The organism is Pedobacter sp. AC163 (assembly GCF_979258665.1).
In genome coordinates this window covers 2,526,923-2,552,284 of sequence record NZ_OZ409872.1, presented here as the reverse complement: position 1 = coordinate 2,552,284, position 25,362 = coordinate 2,526,923, and the positions used below count along the sequence as shown (strand labels likewise).

Genomic DNA, 25,362 nt, shown 5'->3' with positions numbered 1-25,362 from the left:
GTTTCCTATTTTCTATATAATTACAAACAAAAAAAAGTATAACTTAGTTAATTCATTTATACACTATTTTTTACATAACAAGGATTAAAAAATGGATATCAAACAAATACAGGAACTGATTAAATTTGTTTCTCGTTCTGGAGTAAACGAAGTTGCTATTGAGCAGGAAAACTTCAAGATCACGATTAAAACAAACCAGGCACCAACAGTTGTGCATGCTACCGTACCACAAGCACCACTTGTGCAGGCTGCTGCGCCAGTTGCTACAGCTCCTACAGCTCCGGTTGCGACTACACCTGCGGTACCAGCTGCAGAGGATACATCAAAATATATTACTATTAAATCTCCAATGATTGGTACATTCTACCGTTCTTCTAGTCCGGATAAACCGATGTTTGTAAACGTTGGCGATGAAATCAGCACTGGTAAAGTAGTTTGTATTATTGAAGCAATGAAACTATTTAACGAAATTGAAAGTGAAGTTTCAGGTCGTATCGTTAAAATTTTGGTTGATAATGCATCACCAGTTGAATACGATCAGCCGTTGTTTTTAATAGAACCTATTTAGAAGCCGATTTCACAGATTAATTTGATTTCACAGATTTGTGATGATACCGACCCAATCGGTGTAATCCTTAAAATCAGTGCAATCCTAAATTAAAAATTATGTTTAAAAAAATACTGATTGCCAACAGGGGAGAAATCGCTTTGCGTATTATCCGTACCTGTAAGGAAATGGGCATCAAAACAGTTGCTGTTTATTCTACCGCCGATCGCGAAAGTTTACACGTACGTTTTGCTGATGAGGCTGTTTGTATTGGCCCTCCTCCAAGTAAAGATTCTTATTTAAATATTCCAAATATTATTTCAGCAGCAGAATTAACTAATGCTGATGCCATACATCCAGGTTATGGTTTCTTATCAGAAAACGCTAAGTTTTCTAACATTTGCCGCGAGTACGGTATCAAATTTATTGGTGCAACTCCCGAGCAAATTAATGGTATGGGCGATAAAGCCTCTGCTAAAGAAACCATGAAAATTGCGGGTGTACCTACTATTCCAGGTTCAGAAGGTTTGCTTACCAGCGTAAAAGAAGGTATTGCAATTGCCAATGAAATGGGTTACCCTGTAATCCTTAAAGCAACTGCCGGTGGTGGTGGCCGTGGAATGCGTGTAGTTTGGAAAGATGAAGATTTTGAAAATGCCTGGGATAGCGCCCGTCAGGAATCTGGTGCTGCTTTCGGTAACGATGGCTTATATTTAGAGAAATACATCGAAGATCCACGTCACATTGAAATTCAAATTATTGGAGATCAGTTTGGTAAAGCTTGCCATTTATCCGAGCGTGATTGTTCTATTCAACGCCGTCACCAAAAGTTGGTAGAGGAATCTCCTTCACCATTTATGACGGAAGAACTTCGTGTAAGAATGGGAGAGGCTGCTATTAAAGGTGCACAGGCAGTAAACTATGAAGGCGCTGGTACAATCGAATTTTTGGTTGATAAACACCGCAATTTCTATTTTATGGAAATGAATACGCGTATTCAGGTAGAACATCCAGTTACTGAAGAAGTAATCAATTTTGATTTAATTAAAGAGCAAATTAAAGTAGCTGCCGGAATTCCGATTTCGGGTAAAAATTATTTCCCTGATATGCATGCGATTGAATGTCGTATCAATGCTGAAGATCCAGCGAATAATTTCCGTCCTTCGCCAGGGAAAATCACGAATTTCCACTCTCCAGGTGGTCACGGGGTTCGTGTAGATACACATGTATATGCAGGTTATTCTATTCCATCAAACTACGATTCGATGATTGCAAAGCTAATTTGTGTGGCACAAACCCGCGAAGAAGCCATTTGTACTATGGAACGTGCTTTAGGAGAATTTGTAATTGAAGGTGTTAAAACTACCATTCCTTTCCATTTACAATTGATGAAAGACCCTAACTTTAGAGCAGGTAACTTCACTACAAAATTTATGGAAACGTTTGAATTTATAGATTCTGAATAACTGAAAATTTAAATATTTTAAGAAGCCAGGTTTGAAAAAACCTGGCTTCTTTTTTTTTGTGGCGATCTGAGTGGATGTTAACGTTCAATCTCAAGTGATATCAAAAATAAATTCTTAACCTTGTAGCGTTTAAGTAATTACGCTCGTTTTTAAATTAAAACCCTCAAACCATGAAAAAAAATCTACTTAACGTATTTCTGCTTCTTTTTGTTGGAGTATTGTTTACACAATGCAAAAAAGATGAATATGAAGTAATCAAAATCACAAAAATGATTTCTGTTGAGGCAATGAGAGCCTTGCCAGTAGGAGTTAGTAAAGCCATCGAAGCCAAAAAAACTGGAAAAATCTACATTTACAACGATTACCTTTTAATTAATGAGCCTTATGAGGGTATTCATATTTACAATAATGCGAATCCTAATGCACCGGTAAATATTGCTTTTTTAAAAATTCCTGGAAACGTAGATCTTGCTGTTCGTAACAACATTCTCTATGCAGATAGTTTCATCGATTTGATTGCCTTCGATATTTCGAATATGAGCGGTATTAAGCAAGTTAAACGGCTAAACGATGTTTTCAAGCAGGTTTATTCTACAGGTGTTCAAAAATATCTATACTACACAAAAGATACAGTGGTTAAAAAACAAAAGTACACAGGTGTTGTAAATGACATTTCTGCATACTCCAGCTCGTCATCTCAAAGCGGCTCATCTGGTCAGGGCGGTTCCATGGCAAGGTTTACATTGATGAATGATTACTTGTATACGGTAGGCATGTATGAGCTGGGTTTATTTGATGTAAAAAATGCTGCGAGTCCATCTTATGTTAAATCAATCAACCTGGGTTGGGGAGTTGAGACTATTTTTCCTTACGATAATAAATTATTCATCGGTACCAATACAGGTATGCATATTTTTAATGCTGTTGATGCTGCAAATCCGGTAAAACTATCTACTTACAGTCATGTTTTTGCCTGCGACCCAGTTGTGGTGCAAGGGAAGTATGCCTATGTTACTTTAAGAACGGGAACGTTTTGCAGACAAACCGTTAATCAGCTGGAAGTGGTAGATATCGAAGACCCAACAAAACCTAAGCAGGTAGCGCTTTACCAGATGCAGAACCCACACGGCTTAAGTATTAGTGGGAATAATTTGTTTTTATGCGAAGGTAATTTCGGCATCAAAAGCTTCAATATTTCTGATCACAAAGCTATTGGAAGTAACATGTTACAGCATCTGCAAACGGTAAAAAGTTTCGATGTAATTGCAGGACCGAAATCACTAATTGTTACCGGAGAAGACGGCGTTTACCAATTTAATTATAGCAATGCTTCTAATTTGAAACAGATGAGTTTAATTAAAGTGAAATAATAAAGTAGGAAACATATAAAATCAATTTTTATATGCATTTCTCATAATTATCTAAACTATTTCTATATTTAACACGTAGATACCATTCTATTCAATTAGAATGGTATTTTTGTTTTCAACATGAGCGACACTAAAAAAACTTCCCTTACAAAAGCTATAGGACAAAAGAGTACAACCTTAGAGGCAGAAATGTCTTTCTTCGATCACCTTGATGTTCTCCGTAAACACTTAATCAGAGCTGTAATTGCCATTGCCGTTTTTACTGGTATCGCTTTCTATTTCAACGAATTTATTCTGGATAAGATTATTTTTGGCCCGAAGAAACCCGATTTCTGGACTTACCGCATGATGTGCAAGTTGGTAGAGAAATTTCCTTCACTCGGAGCAGATATGTGTATCACCAAAATTAATGGTGAAATTATCAATACCGAGATGGCAGGACAGTTCAATCTTCAGTTAAACGTTTGCGTGATGTGCGGTATCGTGGTAGGATTTCCTTATTTGCTATGGGAAATCTGGCGATTTATTAAACCTGCTTTGCATGAAAATGAGCGTAAATCTGCCAGCGGTTTTGTGTTTTTTGCATCAGTACTTTTTGTTATTGGTATTTTATTTGGATATTTCATTGTTTGCCCGCTTTCGATTAACTTTTTAACAGGATATACAGTAAGTGAAGAGATTAAAAATACCTTTACAGTTGATTCATACTTATCATCTGTTGCTACTTTAACGTTGGGTACCGGAATTATCTTCGAGCTTCCTGTAATTATTTTTATTTTATCGAAGCTTGGATTAATGACGCCAAAGTTAATGAGATCGAGCAGAAGATATGCAGCAGTAATTATTTTAATTATAGCAGCTATTGTTACGCCAACACCAGATATTATGACAATGTTGATTGTAGCGACACCACTATTTTTGCTTTATGAATTGAGTATTTTCGTTTCTGCTTTCATCGAAAGAAAAAAGAAAAAAGATGAAGCAGCATTCTTCGCTAACTAACAAAAACATTACGAATAGATTTTATAATTCTATATAAATTTGGACATGTCTGAAACTAGAATAAAAATAGCGATTGGTGGAGATCACGCTGGTTTTGAATATAAAGAATGGTTAAAAGATTATCTTGTCAATTATGATGTAAAGGATTTTGGCACCTATTCGTTAGATTCTGTCGATTATCCTGATTTTGCCCATCCGGTAGCAGCTGCTGTCGAAAGTGGCGAGTTCCTTTATGGCATTTTATTGTGTGGATCGGCAAATGGGGTAGCCATAGCCGCCAACAAACATGCAGGTATTCGAGCAGGTTTATGCTGGGAGAATGAAGTAGCATCATTAGTAAGAAAACATAACAATGCTAATGTATTGTGTATTCCGGCCAGATTTGTTTCAGAAGAATTGGCAAAAGAAATTACATCAACTTTTTTAAATACCGAATTTGAAGGCGGTCGCCATCAAACCCGTGTTGATAAAATTTCATGTTAACCCTATCAAACTAAACTAACTATTACCCATAATGAATAAAAGATTTTTAACCCTAGGCTTGGCGTCGATATTAAGTGTTGGCTGCTTCGCACAAGTTAAACCTTTAGCGCCAAATAAGGATGCGATTAGGTTTAGCAAAGCGATCAATCCTGAAAATGCATTTAAACACCTTTCTGTTTTGGCTTCTGATGAATATGAAGGTCGTGAAACAGGTAAAAAAGGTGCGTGGATGGCTGCAGATTATATTCGCGACTATTTTAAATCCATTGGATTAAAAGGACCGGTTGATGGTGGTTATTTCCAGAAAATTGACCTGGCAACTTACGCGATTAGTGAAAGTATGCTCACTATAAACGGTCAACCGAAACAAGCATACAAAGATTACTTAATCACCAGTAATGCTGTAGGTTTAAACGGCTTTACTTTTAGTGCTGATGAGATTATTTTTGCTGGCTATGGCATTTCTAAAGACGGTTTTAACGAATACGACGGCATCAATGTAGAAGGAAAAGTAGTTGTCATTTTTGCAGTTGGCGATCCGACAATGAAAGCAACTGATAAAGCAGACAGACGTGCCGCAATGATGGCAAGGCAGAAGAAATTGGGTTATCTGGCTCAAAATAAAGCCAAAGCAGTTATATTAATCGACCCAACTGTTGACAATATTTCTGCAGAACGTAAAGCATCTTTAGAAGCTGGCCAAGTGGTAATGAGAACCGAAGAAGTGGTGGAGCGGATGAAAAAGCAAAATCCATTTACTGTCATCAGCGTTTCTACCGCTACCGGAAACGAAATTTTAAAAGCTGCAAATACCACGATAGATGCTTTTCAGGCGAAAGTGGACGAAACAAATAAACCTGCCTCGCAGACCATTAGTTTAGCCATTTCTGCAAGTGCAATGAAAAAAGGTACTGATGTTCGCGGAGAAAATGTCTTAGGTTTCCTTGAGGGAACAGATCCGAAATTGAAGAAAGAAGTTTTGGTATTAACAGGCCACTACGATCACATTGGTATTACGCCAGAAGTTGAAGGACCAGATAAAATCAATAACGGTGCAGATGATGATGGTTCTGGTACCACCGGTGTTCTTTTAATGGCAAAAGCCTTTACCGACGCTAAAAAAGCCGGAAAAGGATCTAAACGTAGCATTCTTTTCATGACTGTTGTTGGTGAGGAGAAAGGTTTGTGGGGTTCTGATTGGTATTCTCAGCATCCTGTATTCCCGGTAGAAAATACCATCGCAAACTTGAATACGGATATGATTGGTCGTATCGGTGAGAAATATTTAGGTACACCAGATTCAGCGAACTATATTTATTCTGTAGGTTCAAATATGTTGAGTAGTGATTTAGGAACCCTAAGCGAGCAGGTAAATGCCACTTATACCAAAATGAAATTGGATTATAAATATGATGATCCTAACGATACAGACAGGATTTATTACCGTTCTGATCACTACAACTTTGCGAAGTTAGGGATTCCGATTATTTTCTATTATGATGGAATGTTAGAACAGGATTATCACAGACCTGGTGATGAAGTAAGCAAAATTAACTTCCCGCTATTGACGAAGAGAGCCAAACTTACCTATTTCACCGCTTGGGAATTGGCCAACCGCCCTAAGCGTCCTGCTATTGATAGAGACGGAAAAGGAAATCCAAAGAAATAAAAAATAAAATTTAAGCCCCGATTTGTGAATCGGGGCTTTTTTATGCACAATACTTTTGGTGGCAATAGAAATTCCTATCTTTGAAATATGATGAAAACTGCCGATGAATTTTTAGAGAAATCTGATAAAAAAGCGTTCGATCTACCGCATCGTAAAACCATTAATTTTAATATTGGTAAATACAATACTGCAGTAGAACGCGGTTTATCTAAATTCGAAAACCTGGAGGCATCAAAGAGAAAAGCACATGTTATCAAATGGCGTGTGATGGAAAATCTAGATAAATATCTGCCAGAGTTCGAATCAAATTTCCAACGTCGGGGGGGCAAGGTGATTTGGGCAAATGATGCAGCAGAGGCACAGCAAGAAATCTTGAATATCATCAAACGGAATGGCGGTAAATCGGTTATCAAATCAAAATCGATGACCACCGAAGAAATTCACATCAACGATTTTCTTGCTGAAAACGGAATCGAGTCGTTAGAAAGTGATTTGGGAGAGTATATTGTTCAGTTATTGGGACAAGCTCCTTACCATATTGTAACTCCAGCCATGCACTTAAGTGCTACTGACATCGCACAGTTGTTTCATGATAAATTTGGTACACCAGTAGATGCTACGCCACCTCAGTTGGTTCAAAAAGCGAGGGAATTGCTTCGTGATAAATATTTAAACGCTGATATTGGAATTAGTGGCGGTAATTTTCTGATTGCCGATACAGGAAGCATTGCCATTACGGAAAATGAAGGGAATGCCAGATTGAGCACCACATTTCCAAAAATTCATATTGCAATTGTAGGGATCGAAAAAATAGTTCCGTCAATGGCTGATTTAGATTTGTTTTGGCCATTGTTAGCTTCACATGGAACTGGGCAAAACTTAACGGTTTACAATACCATTTTAAGTGGCCCACGCCAACCAAACGAAACGGATGGTCCGGAAGAAATGTATGTGATCCTTTTGGATAATGGACGTACAAATTTATTGGCTCAAAAAGACCAGCGTCAGGGTTTGTATTGCATTCGCTGTGGTGCCTGTTTAAATGCATGTCCGGTTTATAAAAATATTGGCGGCCATACTTACAACACCACTTACAGCGGTCCTATCGGCTCGGTGATTACTCCGCATTTAAAAGGCATGGAAGAGTTTAAGCACTTAAGTTACGCCTCTAGTTTATGCGGAAAGTGCTCTGAAGTTTGTCCTGTGAAAATCGATATTCACAAAATGTTACTTCTTAACCGTAGAGACGCGGCTTCAACACATGAAAATGGCAAAGTAGAAGAAATGGGTTGGGGAATGTTTAACCGAATGATGCAAAAACGTAAGTGGATGGATTTTTTCGGTGGAAAATTCAAGAACTTCATGCTAAAATCATTCTTCAAAAAAAGTTGGGGGAAATACCGTGAAATGCCTAAAGTGGCCGATAAGTCTTTTGCAAAACAGTGGGAGGAATTGAAGAAGAATAAGGAGGAGTAATAAAACATTGAATATCATTACTGCTTCTTCCTATCAAATTCGTAAATTCACAGTTAAGTCGTGTAGATTATGCCAACACTTTTCATCGTCTTTGGATTGAGATTTTTCTTCTATTCTAATGAGCATTTACCTGTTCATGTTCATGTTAAAAATGCTGACGGTGAAGCTAAATTTGAAGTTGAAGAAGTTAAATTGATTTCAAATAAAGGCCTTAAGAATAAAGATGTTAGTTTGGCGATTGCTTTAATCGAAGAGAACAAAGAAATTATCATCAATAAATGGAATGAATATCATGGACATTAATGTAATTAAAGTTTGGTTTGATGATGGAAACATTTTCATTAAAACAAATACTGATGAAGTTAGAGGTCATCCACTAAGTTGGTTTCCAAGGTTGCAAAAGGCATCAAAATCTTCACTGGAAAATTTTACACTTTCGCCATTTGGAATACATTGGGAGGAGCTTGATGAGGATTTGAGCTTTGAAGGTTTTTTTAATTTTACACCTCATGAATCAATTTTAGAGAAAAAATAACCAGGTCTTCAAAATTCATATGCACTTCAACCGCCGCGATAAAGACGACAAATTCTTATTGAATTTATACAAAAGATTGCTTTATCCTCGAATGGTTGAGGAAAAGATGCTTAAACTTCTGCGCCAAGGTAGAATTGGCAAATGGTTCTCAGGAATTGGGCAAGAAGCCATTGCAGTTGGCAGTACATTAGCCATGCAGCAACATGAGTATATTCTGCCCATGCACCGCAATCTTGGTGTTTTCACCTCAAGAGATATTCCCTTAAAAAAGCTGATGGCGCAATGGCAAGGCAAAATGACTGGTTTTACCAAAGGCCGAGATCGCTCTTTTCACTTTGGGACACAAGATTATAAAATCATTGGAATGATCTCTCATCTTGGGCCGCAGATGGCTTTAGCTGATGGTATTGCCCTGGCAGATATTTTAGACAAAAAACAAAAAGTAACGTTGGTTTACACTGGGGAAGGAGCCACAAGTGAGGGGGATTTTCATGAAGCCGTTAATGTTGCAGCAGTTTGGAATTTGCCTGTTATCTTCCTGATAGAAAATAATGGCTATGGCTTATCCACACCAAAATCTGAACAGTTTAAGTGTAAAAATCTGGTTGATAAAGCGATTGGCTATGGCATTGAAGGAGTTCAGATAGATGGAAACAATATTCTGGAAGTTTACGATACCATTAATCAATTGGCTAATGAGCTTAGAAAAGACCCTCGTCCTGTTTTGGTGGAGTGTTTAACGTTCAGAATGCGTGGACACGAGGAGGCATCAGGCACGAAATATGTTCCTCAGGAATTATTTGATGAGTGGGAAAAGAAAGATCCGTTGAGCAATTATGAATCGTACCTGATTGAACAAGGTGTGTTAAGCACCGATGCGGCGATCGACATTAAAATTCAAATTAAAAGAAATATAGAGCTTGAAGTAGAAGAAGCTTTTAATGAGGCGGAGCCTAAAGCGAATGCTGGACAGGAAGAGCTTGATATGTATTTTCCATACGAACAAACTGTTGTTGCGCCAAGTCAATCTTCCACAGAAAAAAGATATTTAGATGCCATCACTGATGCATTAGATTTAGCCATGCAGAAATACCAAAACCTCGTTTTAATGGGGCAGGATATTGCTGATTATGGCGGTGCTTTCAAAATAACCGATGGGTTTACCGCCAAGTATGGCAAGGGCCGAGTTCGCAATACACCAATTTGCGAATCCGCTATTGTCGGCGCTGGTTTGGGTTTGTCTATTAACGGTTACAAGGCAGTTGTAGAAATGCAGTTTGCAGATTTTGTAACGGTTGGTTTTAACCAAATTGTAAATAATTTGGCCAAAACACATTACCGTTGGGGCGAAAAAGCCGACGTTGTGGTTCGGATGCCAACGGGTGCAGGAACGGGTGCCGGTCCATTCCACTCACAAAGCAACGAGGCCTGGTTTACCAAAACTCCAGGATTAAAAGTAGTTTACCCTGCGTTTCCAGAAGATGCTAAAGGATTGCTTCTTGCTGCTATTGAAGATCCCAATCCAGTGCTTTATTTCGAGCATAAGTACTTATATAGAAGTTTAACCGCGGCAGTTCCCGATGGTTATTACACCACCGAAATTGGCAAGGCGGTGAAGTTAACTTCTGGAACTAAGTTTACTATAATTACCTACGGATTGGGCGTTCACTGGGGATTAGATTTTATTAAAAATAATCCGGATTGCGGTGCTACTTTAGTTGATTTAAGAACACTTCAACCCTGGGATAAAGAAACGGTTAGCGAAGCAGTAAAATCGACAGGAAGAGTTTTAATCTTACATGAAGATACCCTCACCAGTGGCTTCGGTGCAGAAATTTCTGCATGGATTGGCGAACATTGCTTTTCGTATTTAGATGCCCCAGTAATGCGTTGCGCCAGTTTGGATACGGCAATCCCCATGAGCAAAATATTGGAAGACGATTTTTTAGCCAAGGCGAGATTAGCAGAAACAGTTGATAAATTATTGAAATATTAGAATTAGAACCACAGATTAACACAGATATTTTCATCCGTGTTCATCCTTTTTATCTGTGGTTAATTATATAAAATTATGAGCAATTTTAAAGTTGAGGGAAACATTGTTGATATCAGAAAGCGAAATATTTTCTTTGGAGAAGTTGAAGTTGAAGAAGGCAAAATAAAAAATATTACGAAACTTTCCGAGACCAAAAGTGATGCTCATTTTATCCTCCCGGGATTCATTGATAGCCACGTCCACATAGAAAGTAGCATGCTAATTCCGAGCGAGTTTGCAAGGTTGGCTGTCGTTCATGGAACGGTATCTACCATTAGCGATCCACACGAAATAGCGAATGTTTGCGGTTTGGAAGGTGTAGAATTTATGATTGAGAATGGCAAAACTGTTCCTTTCAAGTTTAACTTCGGTGCTCCGAGCTGTGTTCCGGCAACTATTTTTGAAACCGCTGGGGCAGAATTAAACCACGAAGATGTTCGGTCACTTTTGGAGCGACCAGAAATAAAATACCTCAGTGAAATGATGAATTTTCCTGGTGTGCTTTACAAAGATGATGAGGTTTTAAAAAAGATTGCTGCTGCACATGAGTTGGGTAAACCTGTGGATGGACATGCACCGGGTTTAAGGGGCGATACTGTTCAGCAATATATAGATGCAGGCATTTCTACCGATCATGAATGTTTTACCGCAGAGGAGGCTTTAGATAAATTGCAACGCGGAATGAAAATCCTAATCCGTGAGGGCAGTGCTGCTAAAAATTTCGAAGCGTTGATCGATTTGCTAAACGATTGGCCTGAGATGATGATGTTTTGCAGCGATGATAAACATCCGGATAGCTTGGTAGAAAATCATATCAATGCACTTTGTGCCAGAGCAGTTGCCAAAGGGGTTGATGTGTTTAAAGTACTGCAGGCCGCTTGTATCAATCCTATTCTTCACTATAAACTTGATGTCGGCGCTTTGCAAATTGGCGATGCGGCAGATTTTATCGTTATTGAAGATTTGACAAGCTTTAACGTGAAGCAAACTTATATTGATGGCGCATTGCTTGCCGAAAACGGCAGAACAGTGGGTAATTGGGTAACACATATTGAAGATGCAAAATCTGTCAATCATTTTGCTTGCAGCCCGAAAAAAGAGGAAGATTTCATTTATCCTTTCAAAAGAGAGGAAGAACTTGCGGTAATTGAAGCACTGGATGGACAATTAATTACCAATCGGATTGCTGTCGAACCAAAAGTGTCTAATGGTAGTATTGTTAGTGAATTAGAATACGATGTTTTGAAGATGGTGGTGGTTAATCGCTATCACGATGCACCTGTTGCAATATCATTCGTTAAAAATTTCGGACTCAAAAATGGTGCGATTGCATCAAGCGTTGCTCACGATAGCCACAACATTATTGCTGTAGGGGTAGATGATAAAAGTATTTGTGAAGCCGTAAACCATGTTATTGAAAAAACTGGTGGCGTAGTTGCACTTGGAAACGGAAGGGTAGAAGTTTTGGCTTTGCCAGTAGCGGGTTTAATGAGCAATCAAGATGGATATAAAGTTGCAGAAAGCTATACTAGCATAGATAGGTTTGCAAAAGAATTGGGATCTACTTTGCTTGCTCCATTTATGACGCTTTCGTTTATGGCGTTGCTGGTTATTCCACATTTAAAGTTAAGCGATAAAGGTTTGTTTGATGGCGATAAGTTCGAGTTTGTTTAAACAACTAAACCACAAAAACTTCTGCCAAAGGATTAAAAAGATAGATTCTTTTATCATCTAAACATACACAGCGATAGCGTTTTCGAATGCGTTCGCCTTTAGTAAACCGACGGCCATCTTTTATTTTGAATATCGTATTGAGTGAAAGTTGTTCTAAATGCAGCGTTTCAACGGTATTAGAATCGTACTTTTTCAAAGCTCTTGATAAATGCAGATCTGAACAGCTCGACGCAGCAGGGTTAGACATGTAATTATCAATAGCCTGATGAATATCAGCAGGGAAAATGTTCATATCAAAAAATGGAACCATCATTCTTTGGAAGTTTTTTTTCCACTCCAAACCATGAGGTTTTACTTTGTTTTTGAAATCGTTCCAGGTGAGTAAATGCGCAAATTCATGAACTGTGGTAACCAGGAAAGCGTAATGATTTAAATTAAAATTTACAGAAATGCGATGTCCCTTGTCGCGGTAAGGGTGGCGGTAATCACCAAGTTTTGTAGAACGGGTTTTAGCAATTTTAAACTCGCATTGAAAATAATCTATCCACTTTGCAATTAGCGGCGCCGCCTGGGCAGGCATATATTGCGCTAACAAACCAACTTTCTCCACGAATGCTAAGGTAAGGAATTGCTAAAATATTTAACCACAAAGGGCACAAAGATTTACATAGAGTTAACGAAGTAATTAACCACAGAGTACACCGAGTTTCATTACACACTAATTTGCCAATTCGTCATTGCGAGGTACGAAGCAATCTTAATGCGGTCGCTATAAAAACCCGTGGTAATGAGATTGCTTCGTACCTCGCAATGACGACCGTTGTATGATTAAATTTAAAACCTACTCCTCTGATGGGAACAAAGAAGCTAACACCAGTTTAATTTCTCCAAATGAATAATCTTTTCCTAAAAAATCTCTGATCGTAGCCATCGATTTTGTTTTCTGGCTTTCCACTGCGTCAGCAATATTTCTAATTTTGTTAGGCTTAACCAACTTCGATACATCTATTTGCTGCGTGGAAACATAATAAGCCAGGTGACCCTCAATTGTACCAACAGAAAAGCCTCTTTCTTTTGCAATTTCATCCAATGTTTTGCCTTGTTCGTAAAGTTCAAAACTGACTAATTTTGTATCAATCTTCGGCTCTTTCTTTTTCTTCTCAACAGCCGATTTTACTTTTAAAACCTGGCCTTTCAGTTGAATGGCCTTTTGCAATTGCTCATTTCGTTCAGCCAGATTCAAAAGTTTGTCAGTATCGGCTTTGCTGAATTCTTTTCCGTTAATAATCGCACTGAGCAATGCTTTGCTTTTGTGCATTTTTTTCAATTGTTCATAAACCAAAATTTCCAGTTCAAGCAATTCGGTTAGGTAAGTTTTGATTCCCTTCTCTTCCTTAATGGATTCAATTTGTGCTAATAGTTTATCTGATACAGCTTTAATAAGCGGATTGAAATATTTTAGTGCAGCTTCAACTCTTTTCGAAACATTAAATAAGGTATGTTCGGTTTGTTCGGAGAATAAGCCCTTCAGTTGATTTAGAAATGTATCAGCTGTAGCAGTAGTTTTCTGAAATTCCTTGTACAAATCCATCGTCCAGCCATCATACCGCTGTTTGGTAGACTTCGCCTCACTTTTATCGAAAGTTTCCACATGCTCTTTCATATAGTATCGAACCAAGTTTAAGTCGAATGCAGCCAGTAAATAACTTCGGATAAAATCGTAACTCTCCAGGCTTATTTGTTGGGTTAAGATCTCTGCAGGTTGTTTTGTGCTGGAGAAATAGTGAATGTTCTGATCTTGCTGCAAACCATTCTCTCGCAAATGCGAAGTAAGCACCAATCCTTTTAGCGAGCGCAAACGCGATAATGCTACATATGCTTGGCCAGGCGCAAAGGCATCCCCGATATCAATTATTGCTTTATCAAAAGTTAGACCCTGGCTTTTATGAACAGTAATTGCCCATGCCAATTTTAGCGGATATTGGACAAAAGAGCCCGCCACATTTTCTGCAATTTCATTTGTAGCTTCGTTGAGTTTGTATTTTACATTTTCCCAGGTGTAGGGCGAAACGGCAATTACCGTTCGCTCGTCAGGGAGTTCTATTTCGATAATATCCTTTTCAATGTGGTGCACAACCCCGATTTTTCCATTATAATAGCGCTTTTCGGCAGTCATATCATTTTTAATAAACATAACCTGAGCGCCAACTTTCAGCTCTAAACTTTTTTCATTAGGGTAAGAGTATTCATTGAACTCGCCGGTAACTTTCGCATCAAAAAAATACGACTTTGTTTTCAACTGCGTTAGCCTTTCCCGGTTAATGGTATCAGCTTTATTGTTGTGCGTAGTTAAAGTGATATAGTTTTCATCGGCCGCAGGCTTAAAATCTTGTTTAAAATGCTGGCGCAGCAAAGCGGTATCTTCGAGCGTAATCTTGTTGTTGCGCAGGTTATTTAACAAATCAATAAACACTGCATCATCCTGACGGTAAATTTTATCCAGCTCGATATATACTGGCGGATTATTTTGTAAAGCCAGTGCATCAAAAAAATAAATGCTCTTGTAGAAACCAGCCATCACCCGCCATTCATCGTTTTTTACTACCGGGGGCAACTGGTGTAAGTCGCCAATAAATAGTAATTGCACACCGCCAAAAGGCACATTTCTATTTCTCCGAATATACCTTAACGAGAAGTCAATCGCGTCGAGCATGTCGGCACGGAGCATACTCACTTCATCAATCACCAGCAATTCAAGCTCCTGAATCATGCGCTTTTTGTTGCCCTGCATATTCAGGTGCTTCACAATGGTTCGCGGCGTATTAAAATTAAAAGTGATGTTTTGGTTGATTAGATTACCCGCCGCATCAGGAAAAAATGCCCCGAAAGGCAACTGAAATAGGGAGTGAATGGTTACACCGGCAGCATTAATTGCAGCAATACCAGTTGGTGCACAAATCAGCGCCTTCTTGTGCGTAAGCGAAATCAATTTCCGCAGAAAGGTAGTTTTACCTGTTCCTGCTTTTCCAGTTAAGAAAACATGTTTTGAGGTGTAATTGACAAACTTTGCAGCAATTTCTGCGGGCATAGAAGTTTCTTCTAGTTGTGGCATCGGCAGTAAGATTTTGGTTTGCTTTAGTTGGAGGGATGATTAAAGCTAACAATTTTAGCACAAAAATAGGTATGATTTTTAGTTTTCAGTTAATAATTTAGGTAATCAAAGCTAAATGTCTGGAAATGAATGTTCAGTTTTTCATCGGGAATGGTAGTCCTGCTGTTCGCTTTATCCCGATGAAAAATCGGGATGCCCGCTGCCATCAGTTTTATTTAACAAGGGGTTACCGCTTTTGGGAGAAAAACCAATCCCAACCGCTCCTTGAAATAAGAAGCGGAGAAGTACGGTGCTGATATTAAAATTTAACATAATTTCCCGTTTGGTTAAAAGCATAAACTTTAAAACGGGCACAATTTTGAAATAGCAAACCCCTTGCCCCTCATAATTTAGGAGGGGCGAGGGGTGGTTAAATATTTTCTAAGAACTACTTAAATAGATTATTTAAACCCGACAGCAATGGAAATACTTTTTGTTGTACTAGCAAACCTCATAGGTTTTTAAAACCTACGAGGTTTAGGTAACGCAGAAGCTTTAACAAAAAGATTGTAATGAATGGCGGGACTGCTTTACCGATGAACTACTGCAGTTGCTTTTCCAAACGTGATTTAGGGTTTGAACGGGTAACGCTATTAAAGATTAAACCATTAACCAGTTCAAACAGTTAACCAATTTTCTTATCTTTGCAGCCTGATGAAACAAAATTATTCAAATCTTATCGCTGTTAAATTTCTTTAACCCGGTTTCATCGCCATTTTTACCCCAAATTTATTATGCTTAACCCTGAAATAGAAAAACGTAAAACCTTTGCCATTATTAGTCACCCCGATGCGGGCAAAACCACACTGACAGAAAAATTTCTGTTATTTGGTGGTGCCATTAACACAGCTGGTGCGGTAAAGCGGAATAAAGCGAATCAAAGCAATACTTCCGATTTTATGGAAATTGAAAAGCAACGTGGAATCTCGGTAGCTACTTCGGTTATGGGTTTCGAATACAGCGGCAAGCGAATTAATATTTTGGATACCCCAGGTCACAAAGATTTTGCTGAGGATACTTACCGAACGCTTTCTGCTGTGGATAGCGTTATTTTGGTGGTAGACTGTGTAAAAGGAGTGGAGGAACAAACCGAAAAACTGATGTCGGTTTGTCGGATGCGTAACACCCCGGTAATTATATTTATCAATAAAATGGATCGTGAGGGTAAAGAAGCTTACGATTTGCTTGATGAAATTGAAGAAAAACTAAACATCAGCTTGTGCCCGCTTTCATGGCCAATTGGTCAGGGCCATACCTTTAAAGGTGTTTACAGCATCTACAACAAACATTTAAACCTATTCAATTCTGATAAAACCAAAGTAACCGATTCTGTAGTTGCGGCAAATGATTTGAACGATCCTTCTTTGTTGAATTACCTAAAAGAAAACGAAATCAACAACTTAAAAGATGATGTTGAGTTGGTTGATGGTATTTATGGAAAGATTGATAAAGACTTATATACCGAGGGTTTGGTTGCGCCAGTATTTTTTGGAAGTGCCATTAACAACTTCGGTATTAAGGAGCTTTTAGATACGTTTATTGATATTGCGCCAAGTCCCCGCCATAGAGAAGCCGAAGAGCGTGATGTATTGGTAGAGGAGAAAAATTTTAGTGGTTTCGTATTTAAAATTCATGCCAACTTAGATCCAAAACACCGCGATAGAATTGCGTTTTTACGGATTTGTTCAGGAAAATTCGAACGCAACAAATTTTATTACCATACCCGCCAGGATAAGAAATTAAAATTTTCGAACCCAATGGATTTTATGGCGAATGAGAAAAGTATTGTTGAAGAAGCGTGGCCAGGTGATGTGGTTGGTTTATATGATAGTGGCAACTTCAAAATTGGCGATACGCTAACTGAGGGCGAAAAATTGCAATTTAAAGGTATTCCAAGTTTCTCACCATCTATTTTTAAAGAGGTAGAAAATATGGATCCGATGCGTACTAAACAGTTGGAGAAAGGTATTGAACAGTTAACGGATGAGGGGGTTGCTCAATTATTTGTGATGCAGCCCGGAAACAGAAAGGTGATTGGTGCGGTTGGTGAACTTCAGTTTGAGGTAATTAATTTCCGTTTAGAACATGAATATGGTGCTAAATGTCGTTTCCGTACCTTAAGTTACACACGCTCGAGCTGGGTAACCTCAACCGACAGAAAAAAACTGGATGAATTTGTGAAGCGTAAGCAACAACATATTGGATTTGATAAAGAGGCAAACCCCGTTTATTTATCTGATAGTGATTATATGATTAACTTGACTAAGCAGGATTACCCGGATATCGATTTCCATAAAACGAGCGAATTTAAGAGCTAAATTTTCTTGCTAGTCCATGCAACTAAAATTTACAAATTTTCGTCTGATAAGTAACAAACTAAAAAATATGAAAAACAAATTAGCTTCCGCTACTTATCTATTGTTTATTCTTTTAGTATCTTCTTGCGCAACGCTAAAAACGGATCCGAAGTCGTGGACACTTATGATTCCTTTAGAAGCTAAAAAGAAATTAACGGTGAATTTGGCTGATACAAGCGCATTTAATGTGGATATACAAAATCCAACTAAAGATACCTTGATCATTAAACAACCGAATAATCAGGATCAGGTTATTGTTAATGATAAAGTTTCGCTATCTCTTCCGGCTGGAAATCATCTGGAGATTTTAAATATTTCTAAAAAGACTATCAAGCCTATTGTCAGGATTTTTAATCATAAAGCTAAAGTTGTATCAGCAGTTTCAGCGTTTTAATAAGTTTAATAATTTGATTAATTATAGAACAATCAAATTGCAAACCGATGATTTAAATTATCAACTTTCTCCTTTTCTTTGTCACATCAATTAAAAACATCATGGTTAACTATAGCGAAATTTTCAATGAGCAAGGAATGGATTATCAAACGTACCGTGCACTGGTAGACCAGCTTTTGCTGGAAGGAAAGGCTACCGGCGATGTTACTTACGATTTGCACTATACAAAAATGAACGTGCAACGTATGAACCGAGTTGATAAAACCGCAAGTTTGACTGATGAATTAACTGCTACCATCGATAATGTTAAAGCCACGTACAAATTTTTGGTAATTACAGAAGGTTGGTGCGGAGATGCGGCTCAAATCATTCCCGTTTTTAATAAAATAGCCACAGCTTCTTTAGGTAAAATTGATTTGAGATTTGTACTTCGCGATAAAAATCTTCCTTTGATAGATGCGCATTTGACTAACGGAGGGAGAGCAATACCAGTTTTAATTATCCTGAACGAAAATGCGGATGAAGTTTTAGCAACATGGGCACCACGTCCACAGGTTTTGCAAGAATTGCTTAAAGAGTGGAGAAAAGAAACAACTGAAATGCCTGTTCTGGCAGAGAAGCTTCACAGCTGGTATGCTAAAGATAAAACACAAACTACGCAAGCAGAGCTGAATGTGCTTTTGAGGGGATTAATTTAGGCTTCTAAAGATCGTAGAACTGATTCAAGCTCTTTATCGGAAATGGAATCTTGTTCAGATTTATCGTAAACTGATAACAAATAAACTGTTTTGTTTACGATCCTTACTCTTGTTATTATTCTTGCTCCTGATGACTTCCCTTTTCCCTTACTTGAAATTGCTATCCTAATTTTATAGCAATCTTTTCCAATAGGACTACCTAGATGTGGATTTTCTTTTAGTTTGTTAACAAGGGAGATAATATCGTCTTTCGCAGATTTATGTTTTTTACAGATTTTTTTAAATTCTTTTTCAAAGAGGGATGATGTTAATATATCATATATCATCTAAAATTTCGTCAAAACGTTTTAACTTTAACTTTCCTTTTTCAGCTAATTCTGTCTCTTGATAAGCATTAGAAAGATCTTTTAAATAATTCTCTTTTAATTGCTCTACGTTTTTAATCTTTACTCCTTTAATGCTTTTTAGCTTTTCAATTATTGAAAATGCCGCATCGCTTTTTATTTCCAATGTGATTTCCATAAAAGTATATTTAACTAAATATACATAATTTACATTTGAATAATCTAATCAACTGAAACCGTTAATCCCTCTTGCTGTAAAATTTTACGGTAAACTTCCATTTCAGTGAAAGAGCCTTCTAAAACTGGGCACTTTCCGTCATTATGTACTTTCCACGCAATTTTTTCCGCCTGAGATTCGTTATAATCCAAATACTTCATCATACAGTAAATCACATGATCAAAAGTATTTACATCATCATTCCACAAAATAAGGCGATGCACAGTTTTCAGGGAAGTTAAAATTTCTTCGAGCGTAAAGGTCTCTTCTTTGGTTTCTGTAGACATGGTTGCAAAAATAAACAATAATTAGAAGATTTGGGATATTAGATTTGACAAGTCAGACGATATGGGCTTGCTATCTTTCACCCATCTCATATCTTTATAAAATAATTACATTTACCTAATCAAATATTTGAGCATGCATCAATCCAAAATAGCAGGAATAGGTTACTACGTTCCAAAAAATGTTTATACCAATACCGACTTAAGTCGTTTTATGGATACCAACGATGAGTGGATTCAGGAACGAACCGGCATTAAGGAACGTCGTTTTGCCGATCGAAATGAAGAAACCACCACCACAATGGGAATTGAAGCAGCAAAGATTGCTATCGAGCGTGCTGGCATTACCGCAAAGGATGTCGACTTTATTGTTTTTGCCACCTTAAGCCCTGATTATTATTTTCCAGGATGCGGTGTTTTGCTACAACGCGAAATGGGGATGGGCGAAATCGGTGCCCTTGATATTCGCAATCAGTGTTCAGGATTCGTTTACGCACTTTCGGTGGCCGATCAGTTTGTAAAAACCGGGATGTATAAAAATGTTTTGGTGGTTGGTAGCGAAAAACATTCGTTTGCTATGGATTTCGAAACTCGCAGTCGTAATGTTTCAGTAATTTTTGGCGATGGTGCAGGTGCTGTCATTTTACAGCCTACCGATGAAAAAGGTAAAGGGATTTTAAGCACTCATTTGCACAGCGATGGCGCTGATGCGGAAATTTTAGCCATGTATTATCCAGGTTCTCATGCAAATAAATGGATGAAGGATAAACCTGCTTTTCCTGATCAGGAATTAGGCGGATTGTTTATGACGCCTGAAATTTTAGAAAGTGGTGCCGCACTGCCATACATGGATGGCCCGGCAGTTTTCAAAAAAGCTGTCGTAAAATTTCCGGAGGTGATTAAAGAAGCTTTGGCTGCAAACAACTTAACGGAAAAGGACATTGATATGCTTGTGCCACATCAGGCAAATCTACGGATCAGCCAATACGTTCAAAACTTGTTAGGCTTGAGCGATGATCAGGTATTTAATAATATTCAAAAATACGGAAATACCACAGCAGCGTCTGTCCCTATTGCTTTGTGCGAAGCCTGGGAAGCCGGAAAAATTAAGGATGGGGATTTGGTTTGCCTTGCCGCATTTGGGTCAGGTTTTACCTGGGCAAGTGCGCTAATCAGGTGGTAACCTGAGGTACAAGGTTGAGGATATTACGTTTTAACACTAATATCCTCAACATCATTTCATTTAGAACAGTAAATCTTATTGCCTATTTCAAGTTTAAATTCTTCCTTTATAAAATAGCGCAACGAAGCCAAATAAGATGAAGCAAGCACTAATGCAGGAAAAAACTATAGTGGTTGATGCAATCCCCCTGCTAATACCATAACTTTCGTTATAAAATATAAATTCCTTTATTCCGACACTATTTTTCTCAATATCGCGGCTTCTATCTACCGCTTCAATGGTTTTGTTATTATGTATGAATTGAAATACGGGATAATACACATATGTAAACCTTTTATTGTTCACCCGTTCAACAGCAACAATGGTAGCTTCGGTTTTTGTTCCGAATAGTATTGGGCGGTACGATCCTATCAATCCATAAGCCAGAAAAAATCCGAGCAGGATCAACGAAACTCCAAATACTTTTATTACTGCCATTTTAATTTTTGTTTAGTTCTAACAGCTTTTCAACCTTTAATTCCTCGCTATAAAATCCCCTAGATAACTACATTCTCCAGCTGCCACCTGATAAAACGGCGTTTTGCTGTATTTCAATTTCAATTCTTTGAAATACGGATTGTTGTAATTCGCATTGATAAAATTTTGATACTTTATATCATCTTTATCCCAATAGCTGAATGAATTTAACTTTGAGTTTAGGATAATTTGCTTTTGAGCGCATTTGGCAAGCATGAAGGTGCATTTAGCTTTAAAATCTGCATTTGTACTCAGCGCTCTAGCTTTCAAATACCAGCTTTTGGCAGTTTGAGCTTTTTTATAGTCTACATCATAACCGTATTTTGCCGGGCTGGCATTGTCATAAGTCGACCAATCGTAGCTAATCAAAAACCAGCTATTTCCGTAATAGCCAGTTTGATAAACAGCGTTCGCCATTTTGTAATAATACAGGGAAGCATTTTTCTTATCGCTAGTGGTTAGTTTTTGTAAACGAGACATTTCAGATGCAAAAGCTTTCTTTGTTATCGATGCCTTAGCATTTACATATTTCTTGGGGAAATCATTAATGGTTTGAATAAATGGATTTGCATAAAGCTTCGAATTGGCATCATCAGCGTACCAGTTTTCGGGATTGAAATAATGATAACTTGGCGATACCTTTGCAAACATTTCAACCGCTTTTTCATACTGATGTGTTCTTAGATAAGTGGTTCCAAATAGCTCATAGAAATCATCATTCTTAAGTTGATTTAAAGCCTTCGAAAGCAAAGCCGTTACATCGTTTCCAACTGCTTTCTTTTTATAATTTAGCAAACCTTGCATACTTTTCGGACTTAAAAATTGTTGCCAGAAAGCAGTCGTTTGATAGCTCATATTTTTGAAAAGCGAGTTATCTTTTACGATCTTGTATTCCAAATCTCCCTTAACCATTGCCAGGGCAGCTTTGGCTGTATCGCCTAATTTTAAATATGCAGGTGCTAATAGCTGCTGATAGAAGTTTCTTGTGGTTCTGCTAAAATGTTTGCTTTCTGCATCTACCCAATCATAATATTTATCTCCAGGATGCGAGCTATTTTCGGCAAATCTTTTTTCGTCTAGCCATTTTAGCGTCGGCAATAGTTCATTTTCGTTAAATGGATTTCCTTTCTTAATATTTTTAGCTTTAATCAATAAATCAGTAATCCGGTATTGATCACGCAATTTTTCAGGAAGTTTTTCAGGATTCAGTGTACTTAAGTAATTGGTGGCAACTGCATCTTTATTTTCCATCCACGATAAATAAGCAGCTGTCAAAGTACCCAATTCTGGCTGCGGATATTTCTTTTCGGTTGCTAATTTAACTGCAAAATCTCTAACCAGGTTTAGCTGTTTTAAGTTCAAATTTTTAACACTATCCCTTCGTCGCGGGTTACTTTCAGAGAAATAATAGCTATAGGATATTTTTGCAATATCATTCGCCTCAATCAATGCCTGCTCCAGTTTGTTAACTTCTCTAACCAATAGCGCCCCGTTAAGCTCACTTTTAGGTTCGTATTGATATACTTTATATAAGCTTTCAATATCGAAATCTGGATTTCCAAAGCCGTTAATTGCCCAAATGTTGGCTTTTTCACTATTGGTTTTAGCATATTTCAAGGCTCCGTCTATAGGAGCGCTGTTGTAATAATAATTCTTATAAGCCTGCACTCTCCTTTCCGGATTGGTTGCAAAAACTTTTGAAAATAAAAATGCAGATTCTGCCGGATTTCCCAATCGGCGAATAGAACCGGCATAAAGTGCCAAAGCCCATCCTTTAACAGCACTATTGGTTTTATTCGTTTTGATAAACTTTTCGTAAATGCTTTTGCTATCGGTATGCAGGCCTGCATAATGAAACATCCGCTCCGCCTGATAAGCATAACGCAATTTTAAGAAATCATCTTTCTCCAATTCTGTTAAGTTGAGAGCTTCTTTAGCAAGCACATCCATTTGGGTGGTATCTCGGGGTATTGGATCCCAAAGATTGAAGTTAATATTAGCATGGGGCTCACAGCTTTTAGCGAAAGTATAATATTTCAAGGCGGATTTGTTTTTGCTCAATCCCTGTACAAAAGTGTTTTTTTGCAAACTATCTGCCAAACCTGAAAGCTTTCCATCGAAATGTGCAAGCTTGATACTTGTTGCAGTATCTACATTGTACATAATCTCATAAACATCCTGCTCCTTAACATCTAAATATTTCGCCCATTCCCGGCTATTAATTTGCGATTCGCTTTCTACATCTTCCTCGTTATTCAGATAAGCCATTTGGTTATAAGCAAATGGCGTGTACTCATCACCCTCAACGTTGTTGTGGAAATAGGAAATATAATAATCGTAGGGGTCAATTTCTCCGCCACAGGCGATATTTACCGCGATTTCGCCAAAGAAAGTAACAAGAAAAACGCTAAAAATTAGCGATAACTTTTTGAAAGTCTTCATCTGTAAAATGTTTTAAAAGGTCGGTATCGAGATGATAAAAAACGAGATTTCGCTCTTCAGGTTTTAAATATCGGGATAAAAAATTAGATGTTGTAAATAAATCTCCTGCTGATATTTCTTCCCACCTAATCACGTCACCACGTTTTAAGCCCGCCGCTGGATAATCGATTAAGAGATCGTATAAAATGGAATGGCCTTTTTGCTTAAATAGGTTTTTGTCATTAATTTGATCTTTGGTAATTCGTTTAGAAATTCCAGCATATTCTTTATTCCTGAATACGACTGCCCACTCAAAAATAGGTAAGGCAACATCAAGCTTTAATGGGTAATTGCGGAGGTAATCTTTTAAATAGATATCCATTTCTTTTTGATCAAGAATGGAATTTTGCTCGCCATACTTACGCAGATTCCCCATGTTGTAACACATCAGCATGGCCTTTTTTACCGGGGGAATACCACTGGTCGACTTGTTTTTTACCTGATGTAATCTTAAGGTAACGGAAATAGTTTTGTTCTTCAGAAGCGGCTGAGCTTTCAGTTGATCAAGAAAATTGAAATACTGGTCTCTGGTGGTTTTAGTCCAATCGCAGTCTATTTGAAGTTCAGAATAATTCGTTTTTCCGGCCTGCTTAACTTTGGCATCAACGAATACTGCAATTCTACTGGCTAGTGATTTTATTCTGCTCGAATCTATGTCATTAAAAATATGGTTAACAAGAAAAACTACAGGAATGATGCCGATTGTTTTTGGAAGCGAATTGGAAAACTTTATAGGAGAAATAGGAACATCCTGTTGAAAGTCCGGATTAAAATCTACATCCATAATGCGAACGTAAAGCGATTTCGACTTAAATTTCTCGAGGTAATCAGTTTCAACTTTTTTGTTTTTATAGTTCGTTCGCCAAAAATAAAAAGTGGGGTGAACGATTGACTTTTGCTTACAACCGAATAAGAAAAATGTAGAAATCACTAAAATACTTATCTTGCGCATATCAATTTTATTGATCAAAAGTAAGATAAAATGCGAGCAGTTTTACAAAGAGTTACACAAGCAAGTTGCACGGTTGATGGCACAATCTCGGGCGAGATTAAAACCGGATTTTTGGTGCTTTTAGGTGTTGAAGATGCCGATACGACCGATGATTTGGATTGGCTTGCTCAAAAAATTGTTAATATGCGGGTGTTTGGTGATGAAAATGGGTTAATGAATAAAGCGTTGGCTGATGTTAATGGAGAGATTTTGTTGATTAGCCAGTTTACCCTATTTGCATCTACAAAAAAAGGTAACCGCCCAGGTTTTACCCGAGCCGCGAGGCCAGACACGGCTATTCCGCTTTATGAAAAAATGATCGAAAAATTATCGACTTTAATGGGCAGGAATGTGCAGACAGGGATTTTTGGAGCGGATATGAAAATTGCTTTGGTAAATGATGGGCCGACTACAATTTTAATTGATACGAAGAATAAAGAATAAGCCCCCACTCTCTAGAGGGGAGCTATAAGCAGTAATTGCATAGAG

25 protein-coding genes are annotated in these 25,362 nt (G+C 37.8%); 16 read left to right on the top strand and 9 right to left on the bottom strand.

Annotation, left to right across the window (positions count from 1 at the left end; genetic code table 11):
• Nucleotides 1–91 precede the first annotated feature (91 nt).
• The 11 genes from accB to ade all read left to right on the top strand — a co-directional run bounded on the left by accB (nucleotide 92) and on the right by ade (nucleotide 12,257).
• The gene (accB, locus tag ACZZZK_RS10970; RefSeq protein WP_463484159.1) at nucleotides 92–568 is read left to right on the top strand and encodes an acetyl-CoA carboxylase biotin carboxyl carrier protein; all 477 of its coding nucleotides are present in this window, start codon (nucleotides 92–94) and stop codon (nucleotides 566–568) included.
• 98 nt (nucleotides 569–666) lie between these two features.
• Nucleotides 667–2,013 (top strand): acetyl-CoA carboxylase biotin carboxylase subunit, encoded by a 1,347-nt coding sequence (accC, locus tag ACZZZK_RS10965; protein WP_056851059.1) that lies wholly within the window; start codon nucleotides 667–669, stop codon nucleotides 2,011–2,013.
• A gap of 170 nt (nucleotides 2,014–2,183) precedes the next feature.
• Nucleotides 2,184–3,383 (top strand): LVIVD repeat-containing protein, encoded by a 1,200-nt coding sequence (locus ACZZZK_RS10960; protein ID WP_463484158.1) that lies wholly within the window; start codon nucleotides 2,184–2,186, stop codon nucleotides 3,381–3,383.
• A 120-nt stretch (nucleotides 3,384–3,503) separates the two neighbouring features.
• A complete protein-coding gene (tatC, locus tag ACZZZK_RS10955; RefSeq protein WP_463484157.1) occupies nucleotides 3,504–4,385 on the top strand; it encodes a twin-arginine translocase subunit TatC in 882 nt (293 codons plus the stop codon).
• A gap of 45 nt (nucleotides 4,386–4,430) precedes the next feature.
• Complete coding sequence (gene rpiB, locus ACZZZK_RS10950; RefSeq protein WP_463484156.1) at nucleotides 4,431–4,868, top strand: ribose 5-phosphate isomerase B; 438 nt, start codon at nucleotides 4,431–4,433, stop codon at nucleotides 4,866–4,868.
• 31 nt (nucleotides 4,869–4,899) lie between these two features.
• Nucleotides 4,900–6,537 carry a M28 family peptidase gene (locus tag ACZZZK_RS10945; RefSeq protein ID WP_463484155.1) on the top strand — a complete coding sequence of 546 codons (1,638 nt, stop codon included), beginning with the start codon at nucleotides 4,900–4,902 and terminating at the stop codon, nucleotides 6,535–6,537.
• Between the two features lie 87 nt (nucleotides 6,538–6,624).
• Complete coding sequence (locus ACZZZK_RS10940; RefSeq protein WP_463484154.1) at nucleotides 6,625–8,013, top strand: LutB/LldF family L-lactate oxidation iron-sulfur protein; 1,389 nt, start codon at nucleotides 6,625–6,627, stop codon at nucleotides 8,011–8,013.
• 69 nt (nucleotides 8,014–8,082) lie between these two features.
• On the top strand, nucleotides 8,083–8,316 hold the full coding sequence (locus tag ACZZZK_RS10935; RefSeq protein WP_463484153.1) for a DUF4160 domain-containing protein: 234 nt from the start codon (nucleotides 8,083–8,085) through the stop codon (nucleotides 8,314–8,316).
• Nucleotides 8,306–8,548: a DUF2442 domain-containing protein gene (locus tag ACZZZK_RS10930; protein ID WP_463484152.1), complete on the top strand. Its 243-nt coding sequence runs from the start codon at nucleotides 8,306–8,308 to the stop codon at nucleotides 8,546–8,548. The genes ACZZZK_RS10935 and ACZZZK_RS10930 overlap by 11 nt, the downstream gene beginning before the upstream one ends.
• A gap of 19 nt (nucleotides 8,549–8,567) precedes the next feature.
• A complete protein-coding gene (locus ACZZZK_RS10925) occupies nucleotides 8,568–10,544 on the top strand; it encodes an alpha-ketoacid dehydrogenase subunit alpha/beta (RefSeq protein WP_463484151.1) in 1,977 nt (658 codons plus the stop codon).
• A 75-nt stretch (nucleotides 10,545–10,619) separates the two neighbouring features.
• The gene (ade, locus tag ACZZZK_RS10920) at nucleotides 10,620–12,257 is read left to right on the top strand and encodes an adenine deaminase (protein ID WP_463484150.1); all 1,638 of its coding nucleotides are present in this window, start codon (nucleotides 10,620–10,622) and stop codon (nucleotides 12,255–12,257) included.
• A 4-nt stretch (nucleotides 12,258–12,261) separates the two neighbouring features.
• Here the strand turns inward: ade and ACZZZK_RS10915 are convergent, their stop codons facing one another.
• From ACZZZK_RS10915 to ACZZZK_RS10905, 3 genes are all read right to left on the bottom strand, one after another.
• Nucleotides 12,262–12,867 (bottom strand): SprT-like domain-containing protein, encoded by a 606-nt coding sequence (locus ACZZZK_RS10915; protein ID WP_463484149.1) that lies wholly within the window; start codon nucleotides 12,865–12,867, stop codon nucleotides 12,262–12,264.
• Nucleotides 12,868–13,098: 231 nt separating this feature from the next.
• On the bottom strand, nucleotides 13,099–15,369 hold the full coding sequence (locus tag ACZZZK_RS10910) for a helix-turn-helix domain-containing protein (protein ID WP_463484148.1): 2,271 nt from the start codon (nucleotides 15,367–15,369) through the stop codon (nucleotides 13,099–13,101).
• Nucleotides 15,370–15,540: 171 nt separating this feature from the next.
• Entirely contained in the window at nucleotides 15,541–15,681 is a 141-nt protein-coding gene (locus ACZZZK_RS10905; RefSeq protein WP_463484147.1) for a hypothetical protein, read from the bottom strand.
• Nucleotides 15,682–16,142: 461 nt separating this feature from the next.
• On the opposite strand from ACZZZK_RS10905, the gene ACZZZK_RS10900 reads away from it, so the two are divergent.
• The 3 genes from ACZZZK_RS10900 (at nucleotide 16,143) to ACZZZK_RS10890 (ending at nucleotide 18,857) form a co-directional block, all read left to right on the top strand.
• Nucleotides 16,143–17,726, top strand: coding sequence for a peptide chain release factor 3 (locus tag ACZZZK_RS10900; RefSeq protein WP_056851049.1), 1,584 nt, complete (start codon nucleotides 16,143–16,145; stop codon nucleotides 17,724–17,726).
• Between the two features lie 67 nt (nucleotides 17,727–17,793).
• Complete coding sequence (locus tag ACZZZK_RS10895; RefSeq protein ID WP_463484146.1) at nucleotides 17,794–18,159, top strand: hypothetical protein; 366 nt, start codon at nucleotides 17,794–17,796, stop codon at nucleotides 18,157–18,159.
• Nucleotides 18,160–18,260: 101 nt separating this feature from the next.
• A complete protein-coding gene (locus ACZZZK_RS10890) occupies nucleotides 18,261–18,857 on the top strand; it encodes a thioredoxin family protein (protein WP_463484145.1) in 597 nt (198 codons plus the stop codon).
• On the opposite strand, the gene ACZZZK_RS10885 is transcribed toward ACZZZK_RS10890, so the two are convergent.
• From ACZZZK_RS10885 to ACZZZK_RS10875, 3 genes are read right to left on the bottom strand one after another with little or no spacing between them, the layout of a single operon-like run.
• Complete coding sequence (locus ACZZZK_RS10885; protein ID WP_463484144.1) at nucleotides 18,854–19,183, bottom strand: type II toxin-antitoxin system RelE family toxin; 330 nt, start codon at nucleotides 19,181–19,183, stop codon at nucleotides 18,854–18,856. The two genes, ACZZZK_RS10890 and ACZZZK_RS10885, sit on opposite strands and share 4 nt — an antisense overlap.
• A complete protein-coding gene (locus tag ACZZZK_RS10880) occupies nucleotides 19,173–19,379 on the bottom strand; it encodes a hypothetical protein (protein ID WP_463484143.1) in 207 nt (68 codons plus the stop codon). The genes ACZZZK_RS10885 and ACZZZK_RS10880 overlap by 11 nt, the downstream gene beginning before the upstream one ends.
• A gap of 44 nt (nucleotides 19,380–19,423) precedes the next feature.
• On the bottom strand, nucleotides 19,424–19,705 hold the full coding sequence (locus tag ACZZZK_RS10875) for an ATP-dependent Clp protease adaptor ClpS (RefSeq protein ID WP_010599054.1): 282 nt from the start codon (nucleotides 19,703–19,705) through the stop codon (nucleotides 19,424–19,426).
• A 133-nt stretch (nucleotides 19,706–19,838) separates the two neighbouring features.
• On the opposite strand from ACZZZK_RS10875, the gene ACZZZK_RS10870 reads away from it, so the two are divergent.
• Nucleotides 19,839–20,885, top strand: a complete 1,047-nt coding sequence (locus ACZZZK_RS10870) for a 3-oxoacyl-ACP synthase III family protein (protein WP_463484142.1) — start codon at nucleotides 19,839–19,841, stop codon at nucleotides 20,883–20,885.
• A gap of 93 nt (nucleotides 20,886–20,978) precedes the next feature.
• Here ACZZZK_RS10870 and ACZZZK_RS10865 read toward each other — a convergent pair whose 3' ends face one another.
• Genes ACZZZK_RS10865 through ACZZZK_RS10855 form a run of 3 tightly spaced genes read right to left on the bottom strand, consistent with a single transcriptional unit; the run spans nucleotide 20,979 to nucleotide 24,834 of the window.
• Nucleotides 20,979–21,362: a hypothetical protein gene (locus tag ACZZZK_RS10865; protein WP_463484141.1), complete on the bottom strand. Its 384-nt coding sequence runs from the start codon at nucleotides 21,360–21,362 to the stop codon at nucleotides 20,979–20,981.
• A 36-nt stretch (nucleotides 21,363–21,398) separates the two neighbouring features.
• A complete protein-coding gene (locus ACZZZK_RS10860) occupies nucleotides 21,399–23,843 on the bottom strand; it encodes a hypothetical protein (RefSeq protein WP_463484140.1) in 2,445 nt (814 codons plus the stop codon).
• On the bottom strand, nucleotides 23,809–24,834 hold the full coding sequence (locus ACZZZK_RS10855; protein ID WP_463484139.1) for a hypothetical protein: 1,026 nt from the start codon (nucleotides 24,832–24,834) through the stop codon (nucleotides 23,809–23,811). The genes ACZZZK_RS10860 and ACZZZK_RS10855 overlap by 35 nt, the downstream gene beginning before the upstream one ends.
• Nucleotides 24,835–24,864: 30 nt before the next feature.
• Between ACZZZK_RS10855 and dtd the strand changes: the two genes are divergently transcribed.
• Nucleotides 24,865–25,317, top strand: coding sequence for a D-aminoacyl-tRNA deacylase (gene dtd / locus ACZZZK_RS10850; protein ID WP_463484138.1), 453 nt, complete (start codon nucleotides 24,865–24,867; stop codon nucleotides 25,315–25,317).
• Nucleotides 25,318–25,362 lie beyond the last annotated feature (45 nt).

Excerpts from the sequence above, each read along its gene's own strand:
- accB (WP_463484159.1), top strand. The coding sequence starts at position 92 with ATGGATATCAAACAAATACAGGAACTGATTAAATTTGTTTCTCGTTCT.
- accC (WP_056851059.1), top strand. The coding sequence starts at position 667 with ATGTTTAAAAAAATACTGATTGCCAACAGGGGAGAAATCGCTTTGCGT.
- ACZZZK_RS10960 (WP_463484158.1), top strand. The coding sequence starts at position 2,184 with ATGAAAAAAAATCTACTTAACGTATTTCTGCTTCTTTTTGTTGGAGTA.
- tatC (WP_463484157.1), top strand. The coding sequence starts at position 3,504 with ATGAGCGACACTAAAAAAACTTCCCTTACAAAAGCTATAGGACAAAAG.
- rpiB (WP_463484156.1), top strand. The coding sequence starts at position 4,431 with ATGTCTGAAACTAGAATAAAAATAGCGATTGGTGGAGATCACGCTGGT.
- ACZZZK_RS10945 (WP_463484155.1), top strand. The coding sequence starts at position 4,900 with ATGAATAAAAGATTTTTAACCCTAGGCTTGGCGTCGATATTAAGTGTT.
- ACZZZK_RS10940 (WP_463484154.1), top strand. The coding sequence starts at position 6,625 with ATGATGAAAACTGCCGATGAATTTTTAGAGAAATCTGATAAAAAAGCG.
- ACZZZK_RS10935 (WP_463484153.1), top strand. The coding sequence starts at position 8,083 with ATGCCAACACTTTTCATCGTCTTTGGATTGAGATTTTTCTTCTATTCT.
- ACZZZK_RS10930 (WP_463484152.1), top strand. The coding sequence starts at position 8,306 with ATGGACATTAATGTAATTAAAGTTTGGTTTGATGATGGAAACATTTTC.
- ACZZZK_RS10925 (WP_463484151.1), top strand. The coding sequence starts at position 8,568 with ATGCACTTCAACCGCCGCGATAAAGACGACAAATTCTTATTGAATTTA.
- ade (WP_463484150.1), top strand. The coding sequence starts at position 10,620 with ATGAGCAATTTTAAAGTTGAGGGAAACATTGTTGATATCAGAAAGCGA.
- ACZZZK_RS10910 (WP_463484148.1), bottom strand. The coding sequence starts at position 15,369 with ATGCCACAACTAGAAGAAACTTCTATGCCCGCAGAAATTGCTGCAAAG.
- ACZZZK_RS10905 (WP_463484147.1), bottom strand. The coding sequence starts at position 15,681 with ATGTTAAATTTTAATATCAGCACCGTACTTCTCCGCTTCTTATTTCAA.
- ACZZZK_RS10900 (WP_056851049.1), top strand. The coding sequence starts at position 16,143 with ATGCTTAACCCTGAAATAGAAAAACGTAAAACCTTTGCCATTATTAGT.
- ACZZZK_RS10895 (WP_463484146.1), top strand. The coding sequence starts at position 17,794 with ATGAAAAACAAATTAGCTTCCGCTACTTATCTATTGTTTATTCTTTTA.
- ACZZZK_RS10890 (WP_463484145.1), top strand. The coding sequence starts at position 18,261 with ATGGTTAACTATAGCGAAATTTTCAATGAGCAAGGAATGGATTATCAA.
- ACZZZK_RS10885 (WP_463484144.1), bottom strand. The coding sequence starts at position 19,183 with ATGATATATGATATATTAACATCATCCCTCTTTGAAAAAGAATTTAAA.
- ACZZZK_RS10880 (WP_463484143.1), bottom strand. The coding sequence starts at position 19,379 with ATGGAAATCACATTGGAAATAAAAAGCGATGCGGCATTTTCAATAATT.
- ACZZZK_RS10875 (WP_010599054.1), bottom strand. The coding sequence starts at position 19,705 with ATGTCTACAGAAACCAAAGAAGAGACCTTTACGCTCGAAGAAATTTTA.
- ACZZZK_RS10870 (WP_463484142.1), top strand. The coding sequence starts at position 19,839 with ATGCATCAATCCAAAATAGCAGGAATAGGTTACTACGTTCCAAAAAAT.
- ACZZZK_RS10865 (WP_463484141.1), bottom strand. The coding sequence starts at position 21,362 with ATGGCAGTAATAAAAGTATTTGGAGTTTCGTTGATCCTGCTCGGATTT.
- ACZZZK_RS10860 (WP_463484140.1), bottom strand. The coding sequence starts at position 23,843 with ATGAAGACTTTCAAAAAGTTATCGCTAATTTTTAGCGTTTTTCTTGTT.
- ACZZZK_RS10855 (WP_463484139.1), bottom strand. The coding sequence starts at position 24,834 with ATGCGCAAGATAAGTATTTTAGTGATTTCTACATTTTTCTTATTCGGT.
- dtd (WP_463484138.1), top strand. The coding sequence starts at position 24,865 with ATGCGAGCAGTTTTACAAAGAGTTACACAAGCAAGTTGCACGGTTGAT.